A 15,961-nucleotide genomic window follows, 5' to 3' on the forward strand; every position below is an offset into this window, starting at 1 on the left:
GCGGGTGTCGAGGGTCCACCGCCGACGCCGACGGTGTCGTCGGTGGAGCTGCGGGACGGCTGCCATTGCCGTCCCGCAGCGGGCTGTCAGCGCTCGACCGTGACGGCCCGCTCCGGGCAGGCCAACTCCCCGTCCCTGGCCGCCTGTTCGAGTTCCGGCGGCACCTCGCCGTCATAGGGCAGCGCATAGCCGTCGTCGTCGAGCCGGAACACCTCCGGCGCCGCCGCCGCGCATCTCGCGTGCCCGGAGCACAGCGAGGAGTCGATGGTGATCTTCATGCACAACTCCGTTCTACGGCTTGTTCGTCGAGCCCGCGTCGACGGTGAACTGGAGGCCGGTGACGTAGCGCGACTGGTCCGAGGCGAGGAACAGGACGGCGTTCGACACGTCGCGCGGTTCGACGTACGGGGCCAGGGGTACTGGCGGACGACGAGCTGCTCGACCGGTGGATCGAGACGCGGCTCGGTACTTCGCACCACACCTGCGGCACGGTTCCCATGGGCCCGGCCGGCGATCCCGGAGCGGCCGTAGACCACTACGGGCGGGTGCACGGTGTCGTGGGCCTGCGCGTCGCGGACACCTCGATCCTGCCGACTCCGCCCCTGCGCGGCCCGGCGGCCACCGCCGTGCTCATCGGCGAACTGGTCGCCGACGCCATGCGGCGCGACCTGCCGTGACACGGATCGAGGGATCAGGCGAGGGCCGGCGCCGGGCCCTCGAAGCCGGCCGCGAGTTGCCGCAGACCCTGGTCCAACAGGTCACCCAGGCTTGCCTGTTCGTCGGTCAGCCAGTGTTCGTAGGCGGCGATGCACGCGGCGAGGAAGGTGTGGCCGATCAGCCGGGGCAGCAGATCGGAGGGTGCCCGGCCGGTGCGCCGGGCGGCGAACTCCGTGACCAGTGTCCGCCACGACGCGTACCGCACGGTCGAATCGGCCTGCAGCGTCGGCACCCGCAGGATGAGCGCCATGCGTTGCCGGTGCCAGGGCACCACCGCCGGGTCGAAGCGGTTGAACTCCACGACCGCACCGCGCAGCGCGTCCATCATCGGGACGGCCGGATCCGTGGCGGCCAACAGGGCGTCGAGCCTGACCAGTTCGGCCGCGAAGTCGCCCCACACCAGGTCGTTCTTGGAGGCGAAGTAGCGGAAGAAGGTGCGGCGGCCGATGCCCGCCGCGGCAGCGATGTCCTCGACGGTCGTACGGTCGAAGCCGCGCCGCGCGAACAGCTCGAAGCCCACCCGTTCGAGAGCGGCCCGCGAGGTCGCGGGCGGCCGACCCGTTCTGGCCGGTCGCTGTCCGCTGTCGTCGTTCGCACCATCCACAGCGCACATCATGCACACCTGCGGGGGTCGACGTGGTCCCGCACCGCCCGCGTCGCCATGTCCACGACCCTGCTCAGGCGGCGCTTGCGGAGGTCCAGGACGGGTGTCGTGACCGAAGGGCCTTGGGAGGCCGGCAGGTTCATCAGGGCTCAGATGAGTTCGGGGCGTCCCGCCACGGGCAGTTCCCGGCCGTCCGGGGCGACGACCCCGATGGACTGCGCACCTCCGAACTCGGCCTGAACCGGGTGCACTTGCTGATGGACCGGGGGCGCGTGGGGAGCCGCCGAGGAACAGGCGGCCGCCGGCAGCGCCAACACCTCGACCGCTGGCGCGCCGAGAGCCGCGCCGACGGCCACGTCGAGCACCCGCCCCTGCTGTGGGCGACGCTGACCTGCATCGTCGTATGACGGAGATCGCTCTGCCGTCGGTCACAGCCGCACGATGACCAGGGCCGTGTCGTCGGTGGCGCCGCCGTGCGGGAGGAGTTCGAGGAGTACGGCGTCGGCGAGGGCTTCGGGGTCGCTGTTCCGGTGGCGGACGAGGGAGTCGGCGAGGCGGATCAGACCCTTGTCGATGTCCTCGTGGCGGCGTTCGATCAGGCCGTCGGTGTAGAGGACCAGAGTGGCGCCGGGTGAGAACGTGGTGCCGGACTGCGGTCTGGGCATCGGGGCGGGGCGGGCGTCGAGGGGCGGGTCGGTGGCCCGGTCGAGGAATTCCACGCCGCCGTCGGGACGGACCAGGACGGGCGGTGGGTGTCCCGCGCTGCTGTAGGTGATGGTGTGGTCGTCGAAGTCGATGAAGGTCGTGACGACGGTGGCGGATTCGGCGCCGTCGACGACGTGGGCGTAGCGGCCCAGGACGTCGAGGGCCTGGGCGGGGCCGTCGGCGACTCGGGAGGTGGCGGTCAGGGCGCTGCGCAGCTGGCCCATGACGCCGGCGGCGGCCAGCCCGTGCCCGACGACATCTCCCACGGACACGCCGATACGGTTGCCGCCGACCAGGTCGACCACGTCGTACCAGTCCCCGCACACGTTCAGTGAACCGACGGCGGGCCGGTAGCGTACGGCGATCTGGTGGCCCGCGCTCTGTCGGCCGGTGGGCAGCATCGCCTCCTGTAGGGCGAGGGCGACCTCGCGTTCGCGGGCGTGGGCACCGCGCAGGCGTTCGTTGACCTCCTGCAGTTCGCGGGCGCGGGTGTACAGCTCGGCCTCCAGCACCCGGGTGCGCCCGCCGCCGGAGCGGCCGCGGGCCCGGATCAGCTCGGTGACCTCCTCCACGCGGTGGACCAGCAGCACGACCTTGCCGTCCGGGTCGAGGAGCGGTGTGTTGACCGGGCTCCAGTAGCGCTCCTCCCACTGCCCGGGGCAGGCCGCGGATTCGACGTCGTACCGCTGGAGGGCCATGGTGTCGCGCTCGCCGGTGGCGATGACGCGGCGCAGCGAGGTCTCCAGGTTGCGCATGCCGGTGGCGGCGGGGTCGTTCGGGTTGTCGGGGAAGACGTCGAAGAGGAAACGCCCGACGACCTGCTCGCGGGTGCGGCCGGACATCCGCAGGAACTCCTCGTTGGCGTCCGCGTACACCAGGTCGGGGGTCAGCAGCGCCACCATGCCGGGCAGCCCCTGGAACACCGCCGCGTAGTCGATCGTCGCGTCCGCCATGGCCCTGCCACCAATCACCGCTGTCACACCATTTTCTCACGATATAAGCAGAGTGAACGGCCCCAGGGGACGCAATGTGCCCACTCGGTCACTGGGCGACACGCGACCGATAAGGTGCCCCGGTGACCACGCCGCCTCCCTCCCCCACCCGGCTCATCGTGCTGCGCGGGAACAGCGCCTCCGGCAAGAGCACGGTGGCCACAGCCCTGCGCGAGCGGTACGGGCGCGGTATCGCCCTGGTGCGCCAGGACGTCCTGCGCCGCGAGGTGCTGCGCGAGCGCGACGTTCCCGGCGGCGCGAACATCGGCCTGATCGACCTGACCGTCCGGCACGCCCTGGCGCACGGTTTCCACACCGTGCTGGAAGGCCTGCTCTACGTCTCCCACTACGGCGAGATGCTGGCCGGGCTGCTCGCCGACCATCCGGGCCGCACGCACTGCTACTACCTCGACGTGCCGTTCGAGGAGACCTTGGCCCGGCACGCCACGAAGCCCATCGCGGACGAGGTGAGCGAGGACCAACTCCGCGAGTGGTACCGGCCGTTGGACCTGCTGCCCGGTGACGTCGAGACGGTGGTCCCGGCGACGAGCCCGCTGGAGGAGACGGTCGACCGGGTCCTGCGGGAGTCCGGCCTGCGGGTCGGGAGCTCGTTGACCGGTCGTACGCTGTCCCCGTGATCGAGGGCGAGACCCCGGGCGCGGCGGCGGCCCGGCTCACCGGGTGTGCGGTGACCGGTGAGCGCCCGCTGTCCGGGGCGGTCACCGAACTCGCACTCGACAGTGGGCAGTTGGTGATCATCAAGGGCGATGCGGCTCCCGGCGCGGTGCGGGCCGAGGCGGCGGGGCTGCGCTGGCTGGGCGACGCCGGTACGGTCCGTGTGCCCGCCGTGCGCGGGCTGGACGAGCGGTGGCTGGTCACCGACCGCGTCCGCACCGGTCCGCCGAGCGCGCGAGCGGCGGTCCGGTTCGGCCGGGAGCTGGCCGCCCTGCACGCCTCCGGGGCACCGGCGTTCGGCGCGCCGCCGCCCGGCGGACCCACGGAGGCGTACATCGGACTCGCCCCGATGCGCAACGTTCCCGCCGCCGACTGGCCCAACTGGTATGCCGGACAACGGGTGTTGCCCTATCTGCGGAGCGCGGTCGACACCGGGACCCTGGAGCACGCCGAGGCCGCGGTGGTCGAGCGGGTCTGCGAACGGCTCCCCGAACTCGCCGGTCCCGCCGAGCCGCCCGCCCGGCTGCACGGCGATCTGTGGAACGGCAACGTGCTGTGGGGCGCCGACGGACACGTCCGGCTGATCGACCCGGCCGCGCACGGCGGACACCGGGAGACCGACCTGGCCATGCTGCGTCTCTTCGGCTGCCCGTATCTGACGGAGGTGCTGGCCGCCTATCACGAGGCCGCGCCGCTCGCCCCCGGCTGGACCGACCGCATCACGCTGCACCAGCTGTTTCCGCTGCTGGTGCATGCGGTGCTGTTCGGGCGCGGCTATGCCGAGCAGGCGCTGTCGGCGGCGCGGGCGGCCTTGGCCCGATGACGCCAGGCGGGTCGCCAGCCGCTACGGCCCAGGTCAGACGCCGCTGGCCACGTGTCGCGGTTCGGCTGCGGCTCCGCCGAGCACACCGTCTCGGCCGCGCGGGCGGCCCTGGCCCTATGACACCGGCCAGGGCCTCCCATGACGGGGTGGCCCGGGTCAGACGTGCGGGCGACGGCCCCGCTCCTGGTGCGGGAACTTCTGGTCGGCGCCCGGCAGGGTCGGCTTCGGTAGGGTCGCCACTTCTTCCTGGGCCTTCTCCAGCTGCTCCGCCGTGTCGTGGGGCAGCCGGGGCGAGCGCGGGCGGGCGTCGCGGAAGCGGAACGCGGTGGTGAGGTCGCCGAAGGTCTCACGGCGCCAGTCGGAGACGTTCGGCTCCTCGACCCCGGTGAACCGCTCCAGGAACTGCAGCGCCGAGGTGTGGTCGAAGGCCTCCGAGGCGACCCAACCGCCCACGGTCCAGGGCGAGATGATGATGGCGGGGACGCGGAAGCCGCCGCCGATGGGCAGGCCCTGGATGAACTCGTCCTTCGTACCGGCCGGCGGCGTCGGCGGCACGACGTGGTCGAACAGGCCGTCGTTCTCGTCGTAGTTGAGGATGAACGCGGTCTTGCGCCACACCTTCGGGTTCGAGGCGATGGCCTCGATCTTCGAGGCGACGTAGTCGGCGCCGGCGGCGGGGAGGTAGTCCGGGTGCTCCGACTGGTAGCTCGTGGGGCAGATCCACGACACCGTCGGCAGCCGGTCGTTGCGCGCGTCGTCCTCGAACGTGCCGTGCGCCTGCGGCCGTACACCCCGCTCGTACAGGTCGGAGCCGGGCCGGGCGTTCTTGAAGGAGGCGAACTGCTCCAGCATGTTGGTGCCGTAGTCGTCCTCCTCCTGGTACACCTTCCAGCTCACGCCCGCGTTCTGGAGTCGTTCCGCATACGTCGTCCAGCGGTACGGCGTCGGCGCGACGTTGCTGATGATCGGGCCGCCCCGGGTTCCTGCGGGGTCAATCGAACCGGTCATCCACATCAGCCGGTTGGGCCAGGTGGGCCCGAACACCGAGCAGAAGTAGTTGTCGCAGATGGTGAAGGTCTCGGCGAGCGCGAACTGGAACGGGATGTCCTCGCGCTTGTAATAGCCCATCACGTAGGGGCCGTTGACGCCATCGGCCGCGCGGTGGGCGGGCAGCCACTGGTCCATCCTGCCGTTGTTCCATGCTTGGTGCTGCACCGACCAGGCGTGGCTGGTGGACGGGATGGCCTGGGCGCTGGAGGTATGGGTGTCGAGGTGGAACGGGAGGAGGTAGCCCTTCGAGTTCACCGCGTCCGGCTGGTAGAAGACGCTGCGCCCGGTGTCGAGTTTGCGAGCGTGCGGATCGGCGAAACCGCGAACGCCGGACAGCGTGCCGAAGTAGTGGTCGAACGACCGGTTCTCCTGCATCAGCATGACGACGTGTTCGATGTCCCGCAGCGAGCCGTTCTTCGGAGGTTCGGCGGCGACGGCCTTCTGGACGCTCGGCGGGAGGAGGGAGAGAGCCGCGGCACCGCCCAGTGCGCCGGCGGCCGAACCCAGGAGTCTACGACGTGTCAACTCGGCCATGATTGCCCCTTCTTGAAGAGCATCGAGGGATCTCGTGGACCAGACCTCGGATCACTCTCCGCCCGCGCCGGTATGGGGCGTCAGGGGCGTGCGGTGAATTTGCGGCCAACGTGCGGAAAGGGGTTGGCCAAGCCGTGACCGTCACCATCCGGGCGTTGCCGGGGTGTTGCCAAACCTTGGGGGACGACTGGCCGGCGCATGATCCGGCCCGGCCGGGGACCTCGGCCGCCGTACTTCTTTCCCGTTTGCGAAGTTATCCGGGAATCGAACCGCGGGGGCGCAGCCGGGCGGCGATCGCGGCGACGTCGTCCTCGGCCTCCTGGACGTGGAGGCGGAGGACGATGTCGTCGAGGAGGCGGGAGACGCCCTGGCCCGGGTGGAGGCGCAGCCGGGCCAGGCGGGACAGGGAGACGTCGATGTCCTCGCCGCGCCGCTCGACCAGCCCGTCGGTGAACATGACGAGGGTGTCGTCCGGGGTGAGGGTGAGCGTGGTCATCTCGTAGTCGGCGGAGCCCGTGCCGAGGGGCGGGCCTACGGGGACGGGGATCAGTTCGCCGGCGCCGTCGCGGTGGAAGACGGCGGGCGGGAGATGGCCCGCGCCGGCGAAGGCGGCCGTGCCCCGGTCGGGGTCGAGGAGGGCGAGCAGACAGGTCGCCGGGCGGCGGTTGTGCTCCTCGGACATGGCGGTGTCCATCTGGCGCAGGATGCGGTGGGGCGGCAGGTCGGTGGAGGCGACGTAGCGCAGCATCGAGCGGTAGGCGTTCATGTCGACGGCCGCGTCCAGGCCGTGTCCCATGACGTCGCCGATCACGAGGAGGGTGCGGCCGTAGTGCAGTCGTACGGCCTCGAACCAGTCGCCGCCGACGAGGGTGCCGCTGCCGGCGGGCAGGTAGCGGGTAGCCATCTCGATGTTGGGGTGGGGGCGGCTGGGTTCCGTGAGCAGGACCTGTTGCAGGTTGAGGGCGGTGGTGCGCAGTCGGTGGTGTTCGACGGCGTGGTGCAGATGGGCGGCGGTGAGCCGGGCCGCGTAGTGCACGGCGGCGGCCTCGTCGTCGCCGAACGTGCGTCCGGCGCGGATCGCGAGGAGCGCGCCGTAGGCCTTGCCCCAGGCGGTCAGTGGCACGGACAGGGCTGCAAGGACGCCGTGGTCGTTGGTGGTGAAGGAGGTGGTGATCGGGTGGCCGGCGTCCAGGGCCCGGACCATGACGTCCTCGCGTGGCGCGCTGCGCAGGCTGTCCAGCAGTTCCTTGCGGCCGACGGCCGCCATCGGGTGCAGCATGCGGTGCGGTGCCGGGCGCGCCTCGTCCTGCGCGAACAGGTCGACGGCCGCGGCCTCGCACAGCTCGTCGACGAGGAACCCCGCGCACTCCGCCGCGGTCCTGCGCTCGTCGAGCGTCGACCCGATGGCGGACACCGCCCGCCGCGCGAGCACGAACCGATCCGCCGAGCCCTGCTCCGACCCGGTTACCTCGTCGTCGCCGTCCACCGCGGCCCCTTTCTGCCACCTCCATCCCAACACCCGCACGCCCGATCGAGCGGTAGCGACCCGTGGTGGGGTGCGATCGGGTTGGGGGTGGGGGTCGGTCGCCGGGGGCGAAACCCCTTGGCCGTGCCGTTCCCGCCGCGGATATCGTCCACCGCGACCCCATGATCACCGGCCGGACCCTTGCCGATCCCTACCTACGGCGCGCTGCTGGAGCGGGCCGGGAAGCGGGGACCCCGCGCGGCCCCGCAGAACCTCTGTCTCACCGCGGACACCGACGAGTTCGGCCGGGAGGACTCCTGGGTGGCCATCGCCGTGGCCACCGACGAACAGTGGGAGGCACTGCGCGACGCCCTCGACCGCCCCGACTGGGCGTCGGACCCCGTGCCGTCCACCGCCGAAGGGCGGCGCGCGCATCATGACGCCCTCGACGCGCGGCTCGCCGCCTGGTGCCGTGAGCGCGGCGCGGACGAGATCGTCGACCGTCTCCGGCAGGCCGGTGTCCCGGTGGGCAAGGTGCTCCAGCCGCACCGGCAGGCCGAGTTGGAGCAGCTGCGGTTCCGCGGTTTCTTCGAGGAGACCGACCACCCCGTGGCCGGCCGGGCCCGCTACAGCACCTTCCCGGCGCGGCTCTCCCGAAGCCCCGGCCCCCGCCGTACTCGCCCCGCGCCCCTGCTCGGCGAGCACAACCACGAGCTGCTGACCGAACTCGGGCTGCCCGCACGGGAGATCACCGCGCTGGAGGCCGACGGGGTCATCGGCCGGGCGCCGACCCGATAGCGGGCCGGACACCCCGACCCAGCCCGCGAGTCACCGCGCGCTGGTCACGAACCCGTCCCTGGCCTTGTCGAAGACGGGACGACAGGTGTCCCACTTCGCGTCCGGGGCCGAGAGGTAGATGTCGTACTCGCGGTCGCCCTCCTTACCGAAGCCGAGGTCGATGGCACGAAACATCCGGACCCGGCCCTGGAAGGTGAACTCCCAGATCGCGGCGGGCAGTTCGCGGAAGGTGGTCTGCTGCATGCGGAGCCTGCGATAGGTGGGGTAGTTGACCTTGGTGTTGGCCTCGATGTCCGCGAAGTGCGTGCTCGGATTCGGCCCCGCCGGGTCCACGACGCCGATGGTGAGCCCGGCCAGGCCCGTCGCGTCGGTGTAGGTGACGCTCTCGGCGGACCGCTTGCCGGCCTTCCAGTCGTCCGGGACCGGGAAGGAGACTCCGAGTTGGCGGTCCCGGACGAGGTGGTAGCCGGCCGGGACGGGGGACGCCGAGGGCGTGGTCGCGGGCGAGCTCGTCGCGTGCCCGGGCGGCGATGCCGATGTCCCGTGCAGCACGAACGCCGTGGCCGCCGCGGCCATCGCCACGACGAGGGCGACCACCCCGAGGAAGAGCCCTCTGCGGCTGCGGCGACCGGTGTGTCCCGTCGGCTCCACGGTGGTCAACTCCGGCTCGGACGGCCGCAGTTCGGTGGTCGCGTCGCCCCACCACGCGGTCTGCAGGGCCCGCTCGGTCTGCTGTGCCGTCGGGCGCTCGTCGGGCTCCTTGACCAGGAGTGCCTCGATCAGCGGCTCCAGGGGTCCGGCCCGCTTCATGGGGTCGAGGGGGTCGACGGCGATGGCGTAGGCGGTCTCCATCGCGGTGGCCCGGCGGAACGGCGGGCGGCCCTCGACGGCCTGGTAGAGGGTGGCGCCCAGGGCCCACAGGTCGGAGGCGGTGCCGGGGGTGAGGCCGCGGATCCGCTCCGGGGCCATGTAGTGGATGGAGCCGACCATCTCACCGGTCTTCGTCAGGGTCGACGCCCCGTCCGTCATGGCGATGCCGAAGTCGGTGAGGACCGTGCGGTCGCCGGTGCCGAGCAGGACGTTGCCGGGCTTGACGTCGCGGTGCAGGACGCCGGCGGCGTGGGCCGCGCGCAGGGCGGCGACCGTGTCCAGGCCGATCCGGGCCGCCTCCTCGTGCGGGAGGGTCCGGCCGTCCTTGAGGAGGTCGGCGAGCGTGGGACCGGGGACGTACTCCATGACGATGCAGAGGCGGCCGTCGTCGTCGACGACGTCATGGACGACGATCACGTTCGGGTGCTGGATCCGGGCGGCGCTGCGGGCCTCGCGGCGGGTGCGCTCGTAGAGGGTGGCGAGTTCGTCGGCTGAGAGTTCCGGCCGCGCGTGGAGCCGTTTGATCGCGACCTGACGGCCGAGGACCTCGTCGTCGGCCCGCCAGACGGTGCCCATGCCGCCGCGGCCGATCTGCTCGGCCAGCCGGTAGCGCCCGGCGATGCGACGCCCTTCGTCCGACACGCTGCCCTCCGCCGGTTCTGTCCCTGTTCGATTCGCCTGGTCACCATAACCGGCTCTTGTCCCGGATCGTGTGGGGCGGATCACGGCTCCGTCCCGGACCGGACGGCCTCCCACCTCGGCTGGAGGGTGGAGAGGGCCTAGTACCCCGGTACTAGTCACCCCGGCCGTTTTCACTTCCCGGGTGCTGCGGAGGCGAGGAAAGGCGCTCTTAGCGTGAAGTCGTGGGTCGCGCAGGCCCTCCTTCTCCTCTCGAACCCTTTCTCTCGAATTTCTCTCGAACCTGGTGGGAGTACCCCGTGGCCACCTTCCTCTACCGACTGGGCCGGTTCTCGTTCCGGCGCCGACGGCTCGTCCTCATGCTGTGGATCGCCGTTCTGGCGGCCGTCGGTATCGGTGCGGCGAGCGTGTCGTCCAACACGTCCGACAGCTTCACCCTGCCCGGCACGCAGTCGCAGAAGGCGATCGACCTGCTGGGCAAGGAGTTCCCGCAGGCATCGGCCGCCGGCGCCACCGCCCGCGTGGTGTTCGAGGCACCGGACGGGCAGCAGCTGAAGTCCGGGGCCAACAAGACCGAGGTCGAGTCACTGGTCGCCGACCTCAAGAAGGCGCCCCAGGTCGCGAACGTCAGCGACCCGTACCAGAGCGGCCTGATCAGCAAGTCCGGCACCATCACCTACGCGCAGGTCACCTACAAGGTCGCCCAGGCCGACGTCAGCGACGCGGCCCGCGACGCGCTGCACTCCGTGGCCGACCGGGGCGAGAAGGCCGGTCTCGCGGTCAGCCTGGGCGGGAACGCCGTACAGGAGAAGGCCGGCAGCAGCGCGACGGAGCTGATCGGTCTGCTGATCGCGGCCGTGGCGCTGGTCATCACGTTCGGGTCGCTGCTCGCGGCCGGGCTGCCGCTGCTGACCGCGATCTTCGGCGTGGGGGCGGCGGTCTCAGCCATCACGGTCGCGAGCGCGTTCTTCGACCTCAGCTCGGCCGCCTCGACGCTGGCGCTGATGCTGGGTCTGGCGGTGGCCATCGACTACGCCCTGTTCATCGTGTCCCGGTACCGCGGTGAGATCCGGGACGGTCACGAACCGGAGGAGGCGGCGGGCCGCGCGCTGGGCACCGCCGGTTCCGCGGTGGTGTTCGCCGGTCTCACCGTCGTCATCGCCCTGGCCGGTCTGAGCATCATCGGCATCAGCATGCTGACCACCATGGGCCTGGGCGCCGCCTTCGCGGTCGTCGTGGCCGTCCTGATCGCGCTGACCCTGCTGCCCGCGGTACTGGGCTTCGCCGGGATGCGGATCATGGGCAGCCGGTTCACCAGCCGCCGGATGCGGGCGATCCAGGAGCGCGGCGAGGGCGAGACGACGGGCGTGCGCTGGGCGCGGTTCGTGACCCGCAACCCGGTGAAGATGCTGCTCGTCTCGGTCGTCGGGCTCGGCATCCTCGCCATCCCCGCCCTGTCGATGCGCCTGTCCCTGCCCGACGACAGCATGTCCGCGCCGGGCACCAGCGAGCGCATCGCCTACGACACCATCACCAAGGGCTTCGGGGACGGCTACAACGGCCCGCTCACGGTGGTCGTCGACGGTCGCGGCAGCAGCGACGCCAAGACCGCCGCACAGGACACGGTCGACCAACTGGGCAAGCTGTCCGACGTCGCCGCCGTACGCCCCGCGGTGTTCAACCAGAACGGCGACGTGGCCCTGATCTCCGTCGTACCGAAGAGCGCCCCCACCAGCCAGGCCACCGTCGACCTGGTCTCCCGGATCCGCGACCGGGGCCCGGCGCTGAAGTCCGACACCGGCTCCGAGCTGATGGTGACCGGCACGACCGCGCTGAACATCGACGTGTCCAACAAGCTCAGCGGCGCCCTGGTTCCCTACCTCGGTGTGGTCGTCGGCCTGGCGCTGGTCCTGCTGCTCCTGGTGTTCCGCTCGATCCTGGTCCCGCTCAAGGCCGCCCTCGGCTTCCTGCTCAGCGTGGTCGCCACGCTCGGTGTGGTGGTCGCGGTGTTCCAGTGGGGCTGGCTGGCGGACCTGTTCGGCGTCGACGGGACCTCGCCGATCGTGAGCGTGCTGCCGATCTTCATGATCGGCGTGGTGTTCGGACTCGCCATGGACTACGAGGTGTTCCTGGTGACCCGGATGCGTGAGGAGTACGTCCACGGGGCCGAGCCCACCGAGGCCGTGATCGCGGGCTTCCGGCACGGCGCCCGGGTGGTCACGGCCGCCGCGGTCATCATGATCTCGGTGTTCGCCGGCTTCCTGCTGGACGACGTGGCCCTGATCAAGTCGATCGGGCTGGGCCTAGCCTCCGCCGTCCTCTTCGACGCGTTCGTCGTCCGCATGACGCTCGTACCGGCGGTCATGGCCCTGCTCGGCCGCCGCGCCTGGGCGCTGCCCGGCTGGCTGGACCGGATCCTGCCCAACGTGGACGTCGAGGGCGAGCGGCTGCGCCACCTGCTGGCCGAGACCCCGGACGACGGCTCCGACGGCCCGGACCGGGCCTCCGTGTCGCCCGTCGCCACCGGGAAGCGCTGAGGGCAGCGGCCGTACGATCCACACCAGGACGCCGGTCCGGGCCCGTCCTGGCCGCACCGTCCCCGCCCGCTGGTCCCCTCCCGCGGGACCGGCGGGCGGCCCGCCTGCACCATGGAGGGTGTATCCCGTGACCTCACCACCGATGACGGCCCGATCCCTCATGCCCGAGTCCCTGATGGGAGGGGCCCGGCTGGGCGACTCCGAGTACCGCGCGGTCGTCGGGCTGCTCACCTGGCTGGGGCGGGTGCGGCAGGCCGACACGGCGCATCCGCGGGTCAGGCTGTGGGGGGTGCCCGCCTGCTACGCGCTGGCCGGGATTCCGGCGCTGGTACGCGCGGCCCACGACTCCGCCTCGGCCTTCGTGCTGATACTGGCGGTGACCGCGGGGTTCACCGTGCCGCTGCTGTGGCGCAGGCAGCGGCCCGTGCTGGTGTTCGCCGCCCTGATCGTCCTCTCCCAGGTGTGCCTCGCCCTGGGGGTGGACTCGGGATCGAGCGCCACCCAGCTGGTGGCGCTGCTCAATCTGGGACGCTACGGGGCTCCGAGCCAGCTGGCCGTCGGCGTCGTGTACAACCTCCTGCAGACGTTCGTGTCGATCGTCTTCTTCAACAGCCTCAAGTCGTCGGATCAACAGGCAAGTACCCCGGTGCTGGCGTTCCTGGCCGTGGTCGCCGTCCTGTCGATGGCCGCGCTCGGCCTCGCCGGAAAACTCGTGAACGCCTACATCGAGGCCCTCAAGGACCACGCCGTCCGCCTTGAGGTGGAGCGCGACCAGCGGGCCCGGCTGGCCGCAGCCGGTGAACGCGCCCGGGTGGCACGGGAGATGCACGACATCCTCGGACACACCCTCGCCGTGATCGTCGGCCTCGCGGGCGGCGCCGCGGGGCTCGCCGAGAGCAAACCCAAGCGGGGCGCGGACACTTTGCGGATCATCGCGGAGAGCGGGCGCGGCGCCCTGGCGGAACTGCGCAGACTGCTCGCCGTCATCCACGAGGACGAACCCGACGACGCCCCGTTCGCACCCCAGCCCGGACTGTCCGACCTCGGCGCCCTGATGGAGCGGGTCCGGGCCGCGGGTCCCGCCGCCACCCTGCGCCTCAGGGGCGAACTCACGGGTCTCCCGCAGGGACTTCAGCTCGCCGTCTACCGCATCGTGCAGGAAGCCCTCACCAACACGCTCAAGCACGCGGCACCGGACACGACCGTCGAGGTCACGGTCGCGGCCGGCCCCGAGGCCGTGCACGTCACCGTCGAGGACACCGGCCCGCGCCTGCCCCCCGGCACCGACGAGCAGGGCAAGGGCCTGGTCGGCATGCGCGAACGGGCCTCGCTCTACGGCGGACAGGTCGCCGCCGGCCCCAACTCCCGGGGCGGCTGGACCGTCCGCGCCCTCCTCCTGCCCACCCCGACCGCCCCCGACCTCATGGAGAAGCACCCCGCGTGACCACCGTCCTCATCGTCGACGACCAGGCGCTGCAGCGCCTCGGCTTCAGCATGCTCATCGAGCAGTACCCCGACCTGAGCACCGTCGGCGAGGCCACGCACGGCGTGGAGGCGGTCCGGCTGACGGCCGAACTCCGCCCCGACGTGGTCCTGATGGACGTACGGATGCCCGGTATGGACGGCATCGAGGCGACCCGCCGGATCGTGCAGTCCGGGGGCCGCTCCCGCGTCCTCGTGCTGACCACGTTCGACCTCGACGAGTACGCGTACGCCGCGCTGCGCGCCGGGGCCAGCGGTTTCCTCCTCAAGGACGCGCTGCCCGAGGAACTGGTCGCGGGCATCCGCGCGGTGGCCGCCGGGGACGCGGTCATCTCCCCGGGCCTGACCCGCAAGCTCATCGACGCCTTCGGCGACCGGATGCCCGGCCGCACCCCCGAACAGGACCGCCGCCTCGACACCCTCACCGACCGCGAGCGCGAAGTCCTCACCGTCATGGCCTCCGGCTGGAGCAACACCGAGATCGCCGAACGCCTCTGCCTCGCCGAGTCCACCGTCAAGTCCCACGTCAGCCGCATCCTCGCCAAGATCGGCGCCCGGGACCGGGTGCAGGCGGTGATCTTCGCGTACGACGCGGGGCTGGTACGGCCGGCCTGAGGTTGTTCCTCACACTGCGGGAGCGGTCACGAACTTCCGGATAAGCGCGGTGAGTTCGGCCGGTTTCTCCACGGGCAGTTCATGACCGGCGTCGACGATCCGGACGACCGCGTCGGAGTAGGCGTTCGCCATTCGCAGCATCTGCGACAGCGGCAGCTGGATGTCGTGGTAGCCGTGCACGATGAGCGTGGGCGCGGTGATCTCGTGGACCCGGTCCAGGACGTCGAAGGCGCGCATGGCGCCGTAGCAGGTCATGACGACCTCGCGGGGTGTGGCGGCGGAGGCGTCGATGTACTGGCGGATCCTGTCCTTGGGGTAGCCGGGCGCGAAGGCGCGCTGGATGTTGACGGCGACGAACAGCTTGAACGGCAGCAGCGTGGACACCGCCAGCAGTAGACGGCGCGCCCAGCTATAGGTCATACGGCTGATCGAGTCGACCAGCACCATCCGCTCGACCCGCTCGGGATGGGCGAGGGCCAGGGTCTGCGCGATCATCCCGCCCATGGAGTGCCCGACCGGCACGAACCGCTCGACCTCCAGGTGGTCGAGCAGGGCGACGACATCCCGGGCCAACTCGTCGACAGTCCGCGCCCCGGCCCCGGTGCTCTCGCCGTGCCCGCGCAAGTCGAGCCGTACGACCCGCCGTTCGGGCGCGAAGTGCGCGAACTGGTCGTCCCACCGGTGCCGGTTGGCCGTCCAGCCGTGAATGAAGACCAGCGGCACGTCGGCTCCGTCGACGGGGCCGTCGTCGTCGTACACGAGTACCGCGCCGTCGACTTCGAGTTTCGGCATGGGCGTCTCCTGGGGTACGGCGGCCGTCCACCGGCCGGCGTCACGGGCGTTGACCGGGGTGATCCGGATCTTGCCCTGGACACAAGGGAGTTGCCGTCCCCGACCGTGATCCGCAACGAGATCGAGATCGGTGAGGGGCGGACACGAGCACTGTGCCGCAGACTACTCGGGTGATCGTTCTGCAGCCGGTCCTGGAAACGCGCGCCCGAGAGCGACACCGACCCGCTCGGCACCTTTCTGCACGGACTGCTCACCATGGACGACCTCTTCGCGTCCGGCGGCCTGCGGATCACGGACACGGCGACCGGCACCGCGCTGCTGCCCGGCTGCTGCAACGGACCGGACGAGCGCCGCGAATGGTGGGAGGTCGTCGGCGGTGACGGCTGGGCCTCCTTCGGGCACGACCCCTCTCCCGTCGCCGAACGCCACGGCGACCTCGTCCGGCTGGCCGTCGACGCCGAGGACGGCGGCAGTCCCGTGATCGAACTGCCCGTCGCCGAGCTGCGCGGCCTGCTCGCCGGCGCGGAGCACGATCTCACCGACTACCTCCAACTGGCCGCCGCCTGGGCCCCTTTGCACCTGTCGGGACACGCCGTCCCCGTCGTCCGGGCCCTCGGCCGCGCGCTGGACCTGCCGGCTGCGGTGCCACCGTCGAACCTCTAG

Annotated in this window: 16 protein-coding genes and 1 pseudogene; 8 read left to right on the top strand and 9 right to left on the bottom strand. The window is 71.5% G+C overall.

All coding sequences use genetic code 11. The annotated features are described in order from the left end of the window. Nucleotides 1-86: 86 nt before the first annotated feature. Nucleotides 87-278 carry a ferredoxin gene (locus ACWDEW_RS45755; RefSeq protein WP_200709256.1) on the bottom strand — a complete coding sequence of 64 codons (192 nt, stop codon included), beginning with the start codon at nucleotides 276-278 and terminating at the stop codon, nucleotides 87-89. 13 nt (nucleotides 279-291) lie between these two features. Next, a pseudogene (locus ACWDEW_RS45760) lies at nucleotides 292-411 on the bottom strand (SDR family oxidoreductase); the annotation flags it as partial. A 38-nt stretch (nucleotides 412-449) separates the two neighbouring features. Here ACWDEW_RS45760 and ACWDEW_RS45765 point away from each other — a divergent pair. Then, the gene (locus ACWDEW_RS45765; RefSeq protein ID WP_450521865.1) at nucleotides 450-677 is read left to right on the top strand and encodes a GMC oxidoreductase; all 228 of its coding nucleotides are present in this window, start codon (nucleotides 450-452) and stop codon (nucleotides 675-677) included. 14 nt (nucleotides 678-691) lie between these two features. Here the strand turns inward: ACWDEW_RS45765 and mftR are convergent, their stop codons facing one another. The 3 genes from mftR to ACWDEW_RS45780 form a co-directional block, all read right to left on the bottom strand. After that, nucleotides 692-1,321: a mycofactocin system transcriptional regulator gene (mftR, locus tag ACWDEW_RS45770; protein WP_450521827.1), complete on the bottom strand. Its 630-nt coding sequence runs from the start codon at nucleotides 1,319-1,321 to the stop codon at nucleotides 692-694. A 149-nt stretch (nucleotides 1,322-1,470) separates the two neighbouring features. Beyond that, on the bottom strand, nucleotides 1,471-1,686 hold the full coding sequence (locus ACWDEW_RS45775; protein WP_450521829.1) for a hypothetical protein: 216 nt from the start codon (nucleotides 1,684-1,686) through the stop codon (nucleotides 1,471-1,473). Between the two features lie 63 nt (nucleotides 1,687-1,749). After that, complete coding sequence (locus tag ACWDEW_RS45780; RefSeq protein ID WP_450521831.1) at nucleotides 1,750-2,979, bottom strand: PP2C family protein-serine/threonine phosphatase; 1,230 nt, start codon at nucleotides 2,977-2,979, stop codon at nucleotides 1,750-1,752. 122 nt (nucleotides 2,980-3,101) lie between these two features. Here ACWDEW_RS45780 and ACWDEW_RS45785 point away from each other — a divergent pair, with 122 nt between their 5' ends. Together ACWDEW_RS45785 and ACWDEW_RS45790 are read left to right on the top strand one after the other, a co-directional pair. Continuing rightward, nucleotides 3,102-3,656, top strand: a complete 555-nt coding sequence (locus ACWDEW_RS45785; protein WP_450521833.1) for an AAA family ATPase — start codon at nucleotides 3,102-3,104, stop codon at nucleotides 3,654-3,656. Beyond that, entirely contained in the window at nucleotides 3,653-4,516 is an 864-nt protein-coding gene (locus ACWDEW_RS45790) for a fructosamine kinase family protein (protein ID WP_450521835.1), read from the top strand. The genes ACWDEW_RS45785 and ACWDEW_RS45790 overlap by 4 nt, the downstream gene beginning before the upstream one ends. 156 nt (nucleotides 4,517-4,672) lie before the next feature. Here the strand turns inward: ACWDEW_RS45790 and ACWDEW_RS45795 are convergent, their stop codons facing one another. Both ACWDEW_RS45795 and ACWDEW_RS45800 read right to left on the bottom strand, forming a co-directional pair. Next, nucleotides 4,673-6,100 (bottom strand): alkaline phosphatase family protein, encoded by a 1,428-nt coding sequence (locus tag ACWDEW_RS45795; RefSeq protein ID WP_450521837.1) that lies wholly within the window; start codon nucleotides 6,098-6,100, stop codon nucleotides 4,673-4,675. Nucleotides 6,101-6,353: 253 nt separating this feature from the next. After that, nucleotides 6,354-7,586, bottom strand: coding sequence for a PP2C family protein-serine/threonine phosphatase (locus tag ACWDEW_RS45800; RefSeq protein ID WP_450521839.1), 1,233 nt, complete (start codon nucleotides 7,584-7,586; stop codon nucleotides 6,354-6,356). 180 nt (nucleotides 7,587-7,766) lie between these two features. Between ACWDEW_RS45800 and ACWDEW_RS45805 the strand changes: the two genes are divergently transcribed. After that, nucleotides 7,767-8,363: a CoA transferase gene (locus ACWDEW_RS45805; protein WP_450521841.1), complete on the top strand. Its 597-nt coding sequence runs from the start codon at nucleotides 7,767-7,769 to the stop codon at nucleotides 8,361-8,363. Between the two features lie 30 nt (nucleotides 8,364-8,393). Here ACWDEW_RS45805 and ACWDEW_RS45810 read toward each other — a convergent pair whose 3' ends face one another. Then, on the bottom strand, nucleotides 8,394-9,875 hold the full coding sequence (locus tag ACWDEW_RS45810; protein ID WP_450521843.1) for a serine/threonine-protein kinase: 1,482 nt from the start codon (nucleotides 9,873-9,875) through the stop codon (nucleotides 8,394-8,396). Between the two features lie 296 nt (nucleotides 9,876-10,171). Here ACWDEW_RS45810 and ACWDEW_RS45815 point away from each other — a divergent pair, with 296 nt between their 5' ends. From ACWDEW_RS45815 to ACWDEW_RS45825, 3 genes are all read left to right on the top strand, one after another. After that, entirely contained in the window at nucleotides 10,172-12,409 is a 2,238-nt protein-coding gene (locus ACWDEW_RS45815; RefSeq protein WP_450521845.1) for an MMPL family transporter, read from the top strand. A gap of 142 nt (nucleotides 12,410-12,551) precedes the next feature. Beyond that, the gene (locus tag ACWDEW_RS45820; RefSeq protein WP_450521867.1) at nucleotides 12,552-13,853 is read left to right on the top strand and encodes a sensor histidine kinase; all 1,302 of its coding nucleotides are present in this window, start codon (nucleotides 12,552-12,554) and stop codon (nucleotides 13,851-13,853) included. Next, complete coding sequence (locus ACWDEW_RS45825) at nucleotides 13,850-14,506, top strand: response regulator (protein WP_019068012.1); 657 nt, start codon at nucleotides 13,850-13,852, stop codon at nucleotides 14,504-14,506. Before ACWDEW_RS45820 ends, ACWDEW_RS45825 begins: the two co-directional genes overlap by 4 nt. Nucleotides 14,507-14,515: 9 nt before the next feature. On the opposite strand, the gene ACWDEW_RS45830 is transcribed toward ACWDEW_RS45825, so the two are convergent. Further along, the gene (locus ACWDEW_RS45830; protein WP_450521847.1) at nucleotides 14,516-15,298 is read right to left on the bottom strand and encodes an alpha/beta fold hydrolase; all 783 of its coding nucleotides are present in this window, start codon (nucleotides 15,296-15,298) and stop codon (nucleotides 14,516-14,518) included. 255 nt (nucleotides 15,299-15,553) lie between these two features. Between ACWDEW_RS45830 and ACWDEW_RS45835 the strand changes: the two genes are divergently transcribed. Next, nucleotides 15,554-15,961, top strand: coding sequence for a hypothetical protein (locus tag ACWDEW_RS45835; protein WP_450521848.1), 408 nt, complete (start codon nucleotides 15,554-15,556; stop codon nucleotides 15,959-15,961).

Source organism: Streptomyces sp. NPDC001100 (genome assembly GCF_053598575.1).

Excerpts from the sequence above, each read along its gene's own strand:
- ACWDEW_RS45755 (WP_200709256.1), bottom strand. The coding sequence starts at position 278 with ATGAAGATCACCATCGACTCCTCGCTGTGCTCCGGGCACGCGAGATGC.
- ACWDEW_RS45780 (WP_450521831.1), bottom strand. The coding sequence starts at position 2,979 with ATGGCGGACGCGACGATCGACTACGCGGCGGTGTTCCAGGGGCTGCCC.
- ACWDEW_RS45795 (WP_450521837.1), bottom strand. The coding sequence starts at position 6,100 with ATGGCCGAGTTGACACGTCGTAGACTCCTGGGTTCGGCCGCCGGCGCA.
- ACWDEW_RS45820 (WP_450521867.1), top strand. The coding sequence starts at position 12,552 with ATGACGGCCCGATCCCTCATGCCCGAGTCCCTGATGGGAGGGGCCCGG.
- ACWDEW_RS45830 (WP_450521847.1), bottom strand. The coding sequence starts at position 15,298 with ATGCCGAAACTCGAAGTCGACGGCGCGGTACTCGTGTACGACGACGAC.
- ACWDEW_RS45835 (WP_450521848.1), top strand. The coding sequence starts at position 15,554 with ATGGACGACCTCTTCGCGTCCGGCGGCCTGCGGATCACGGACACGGCG.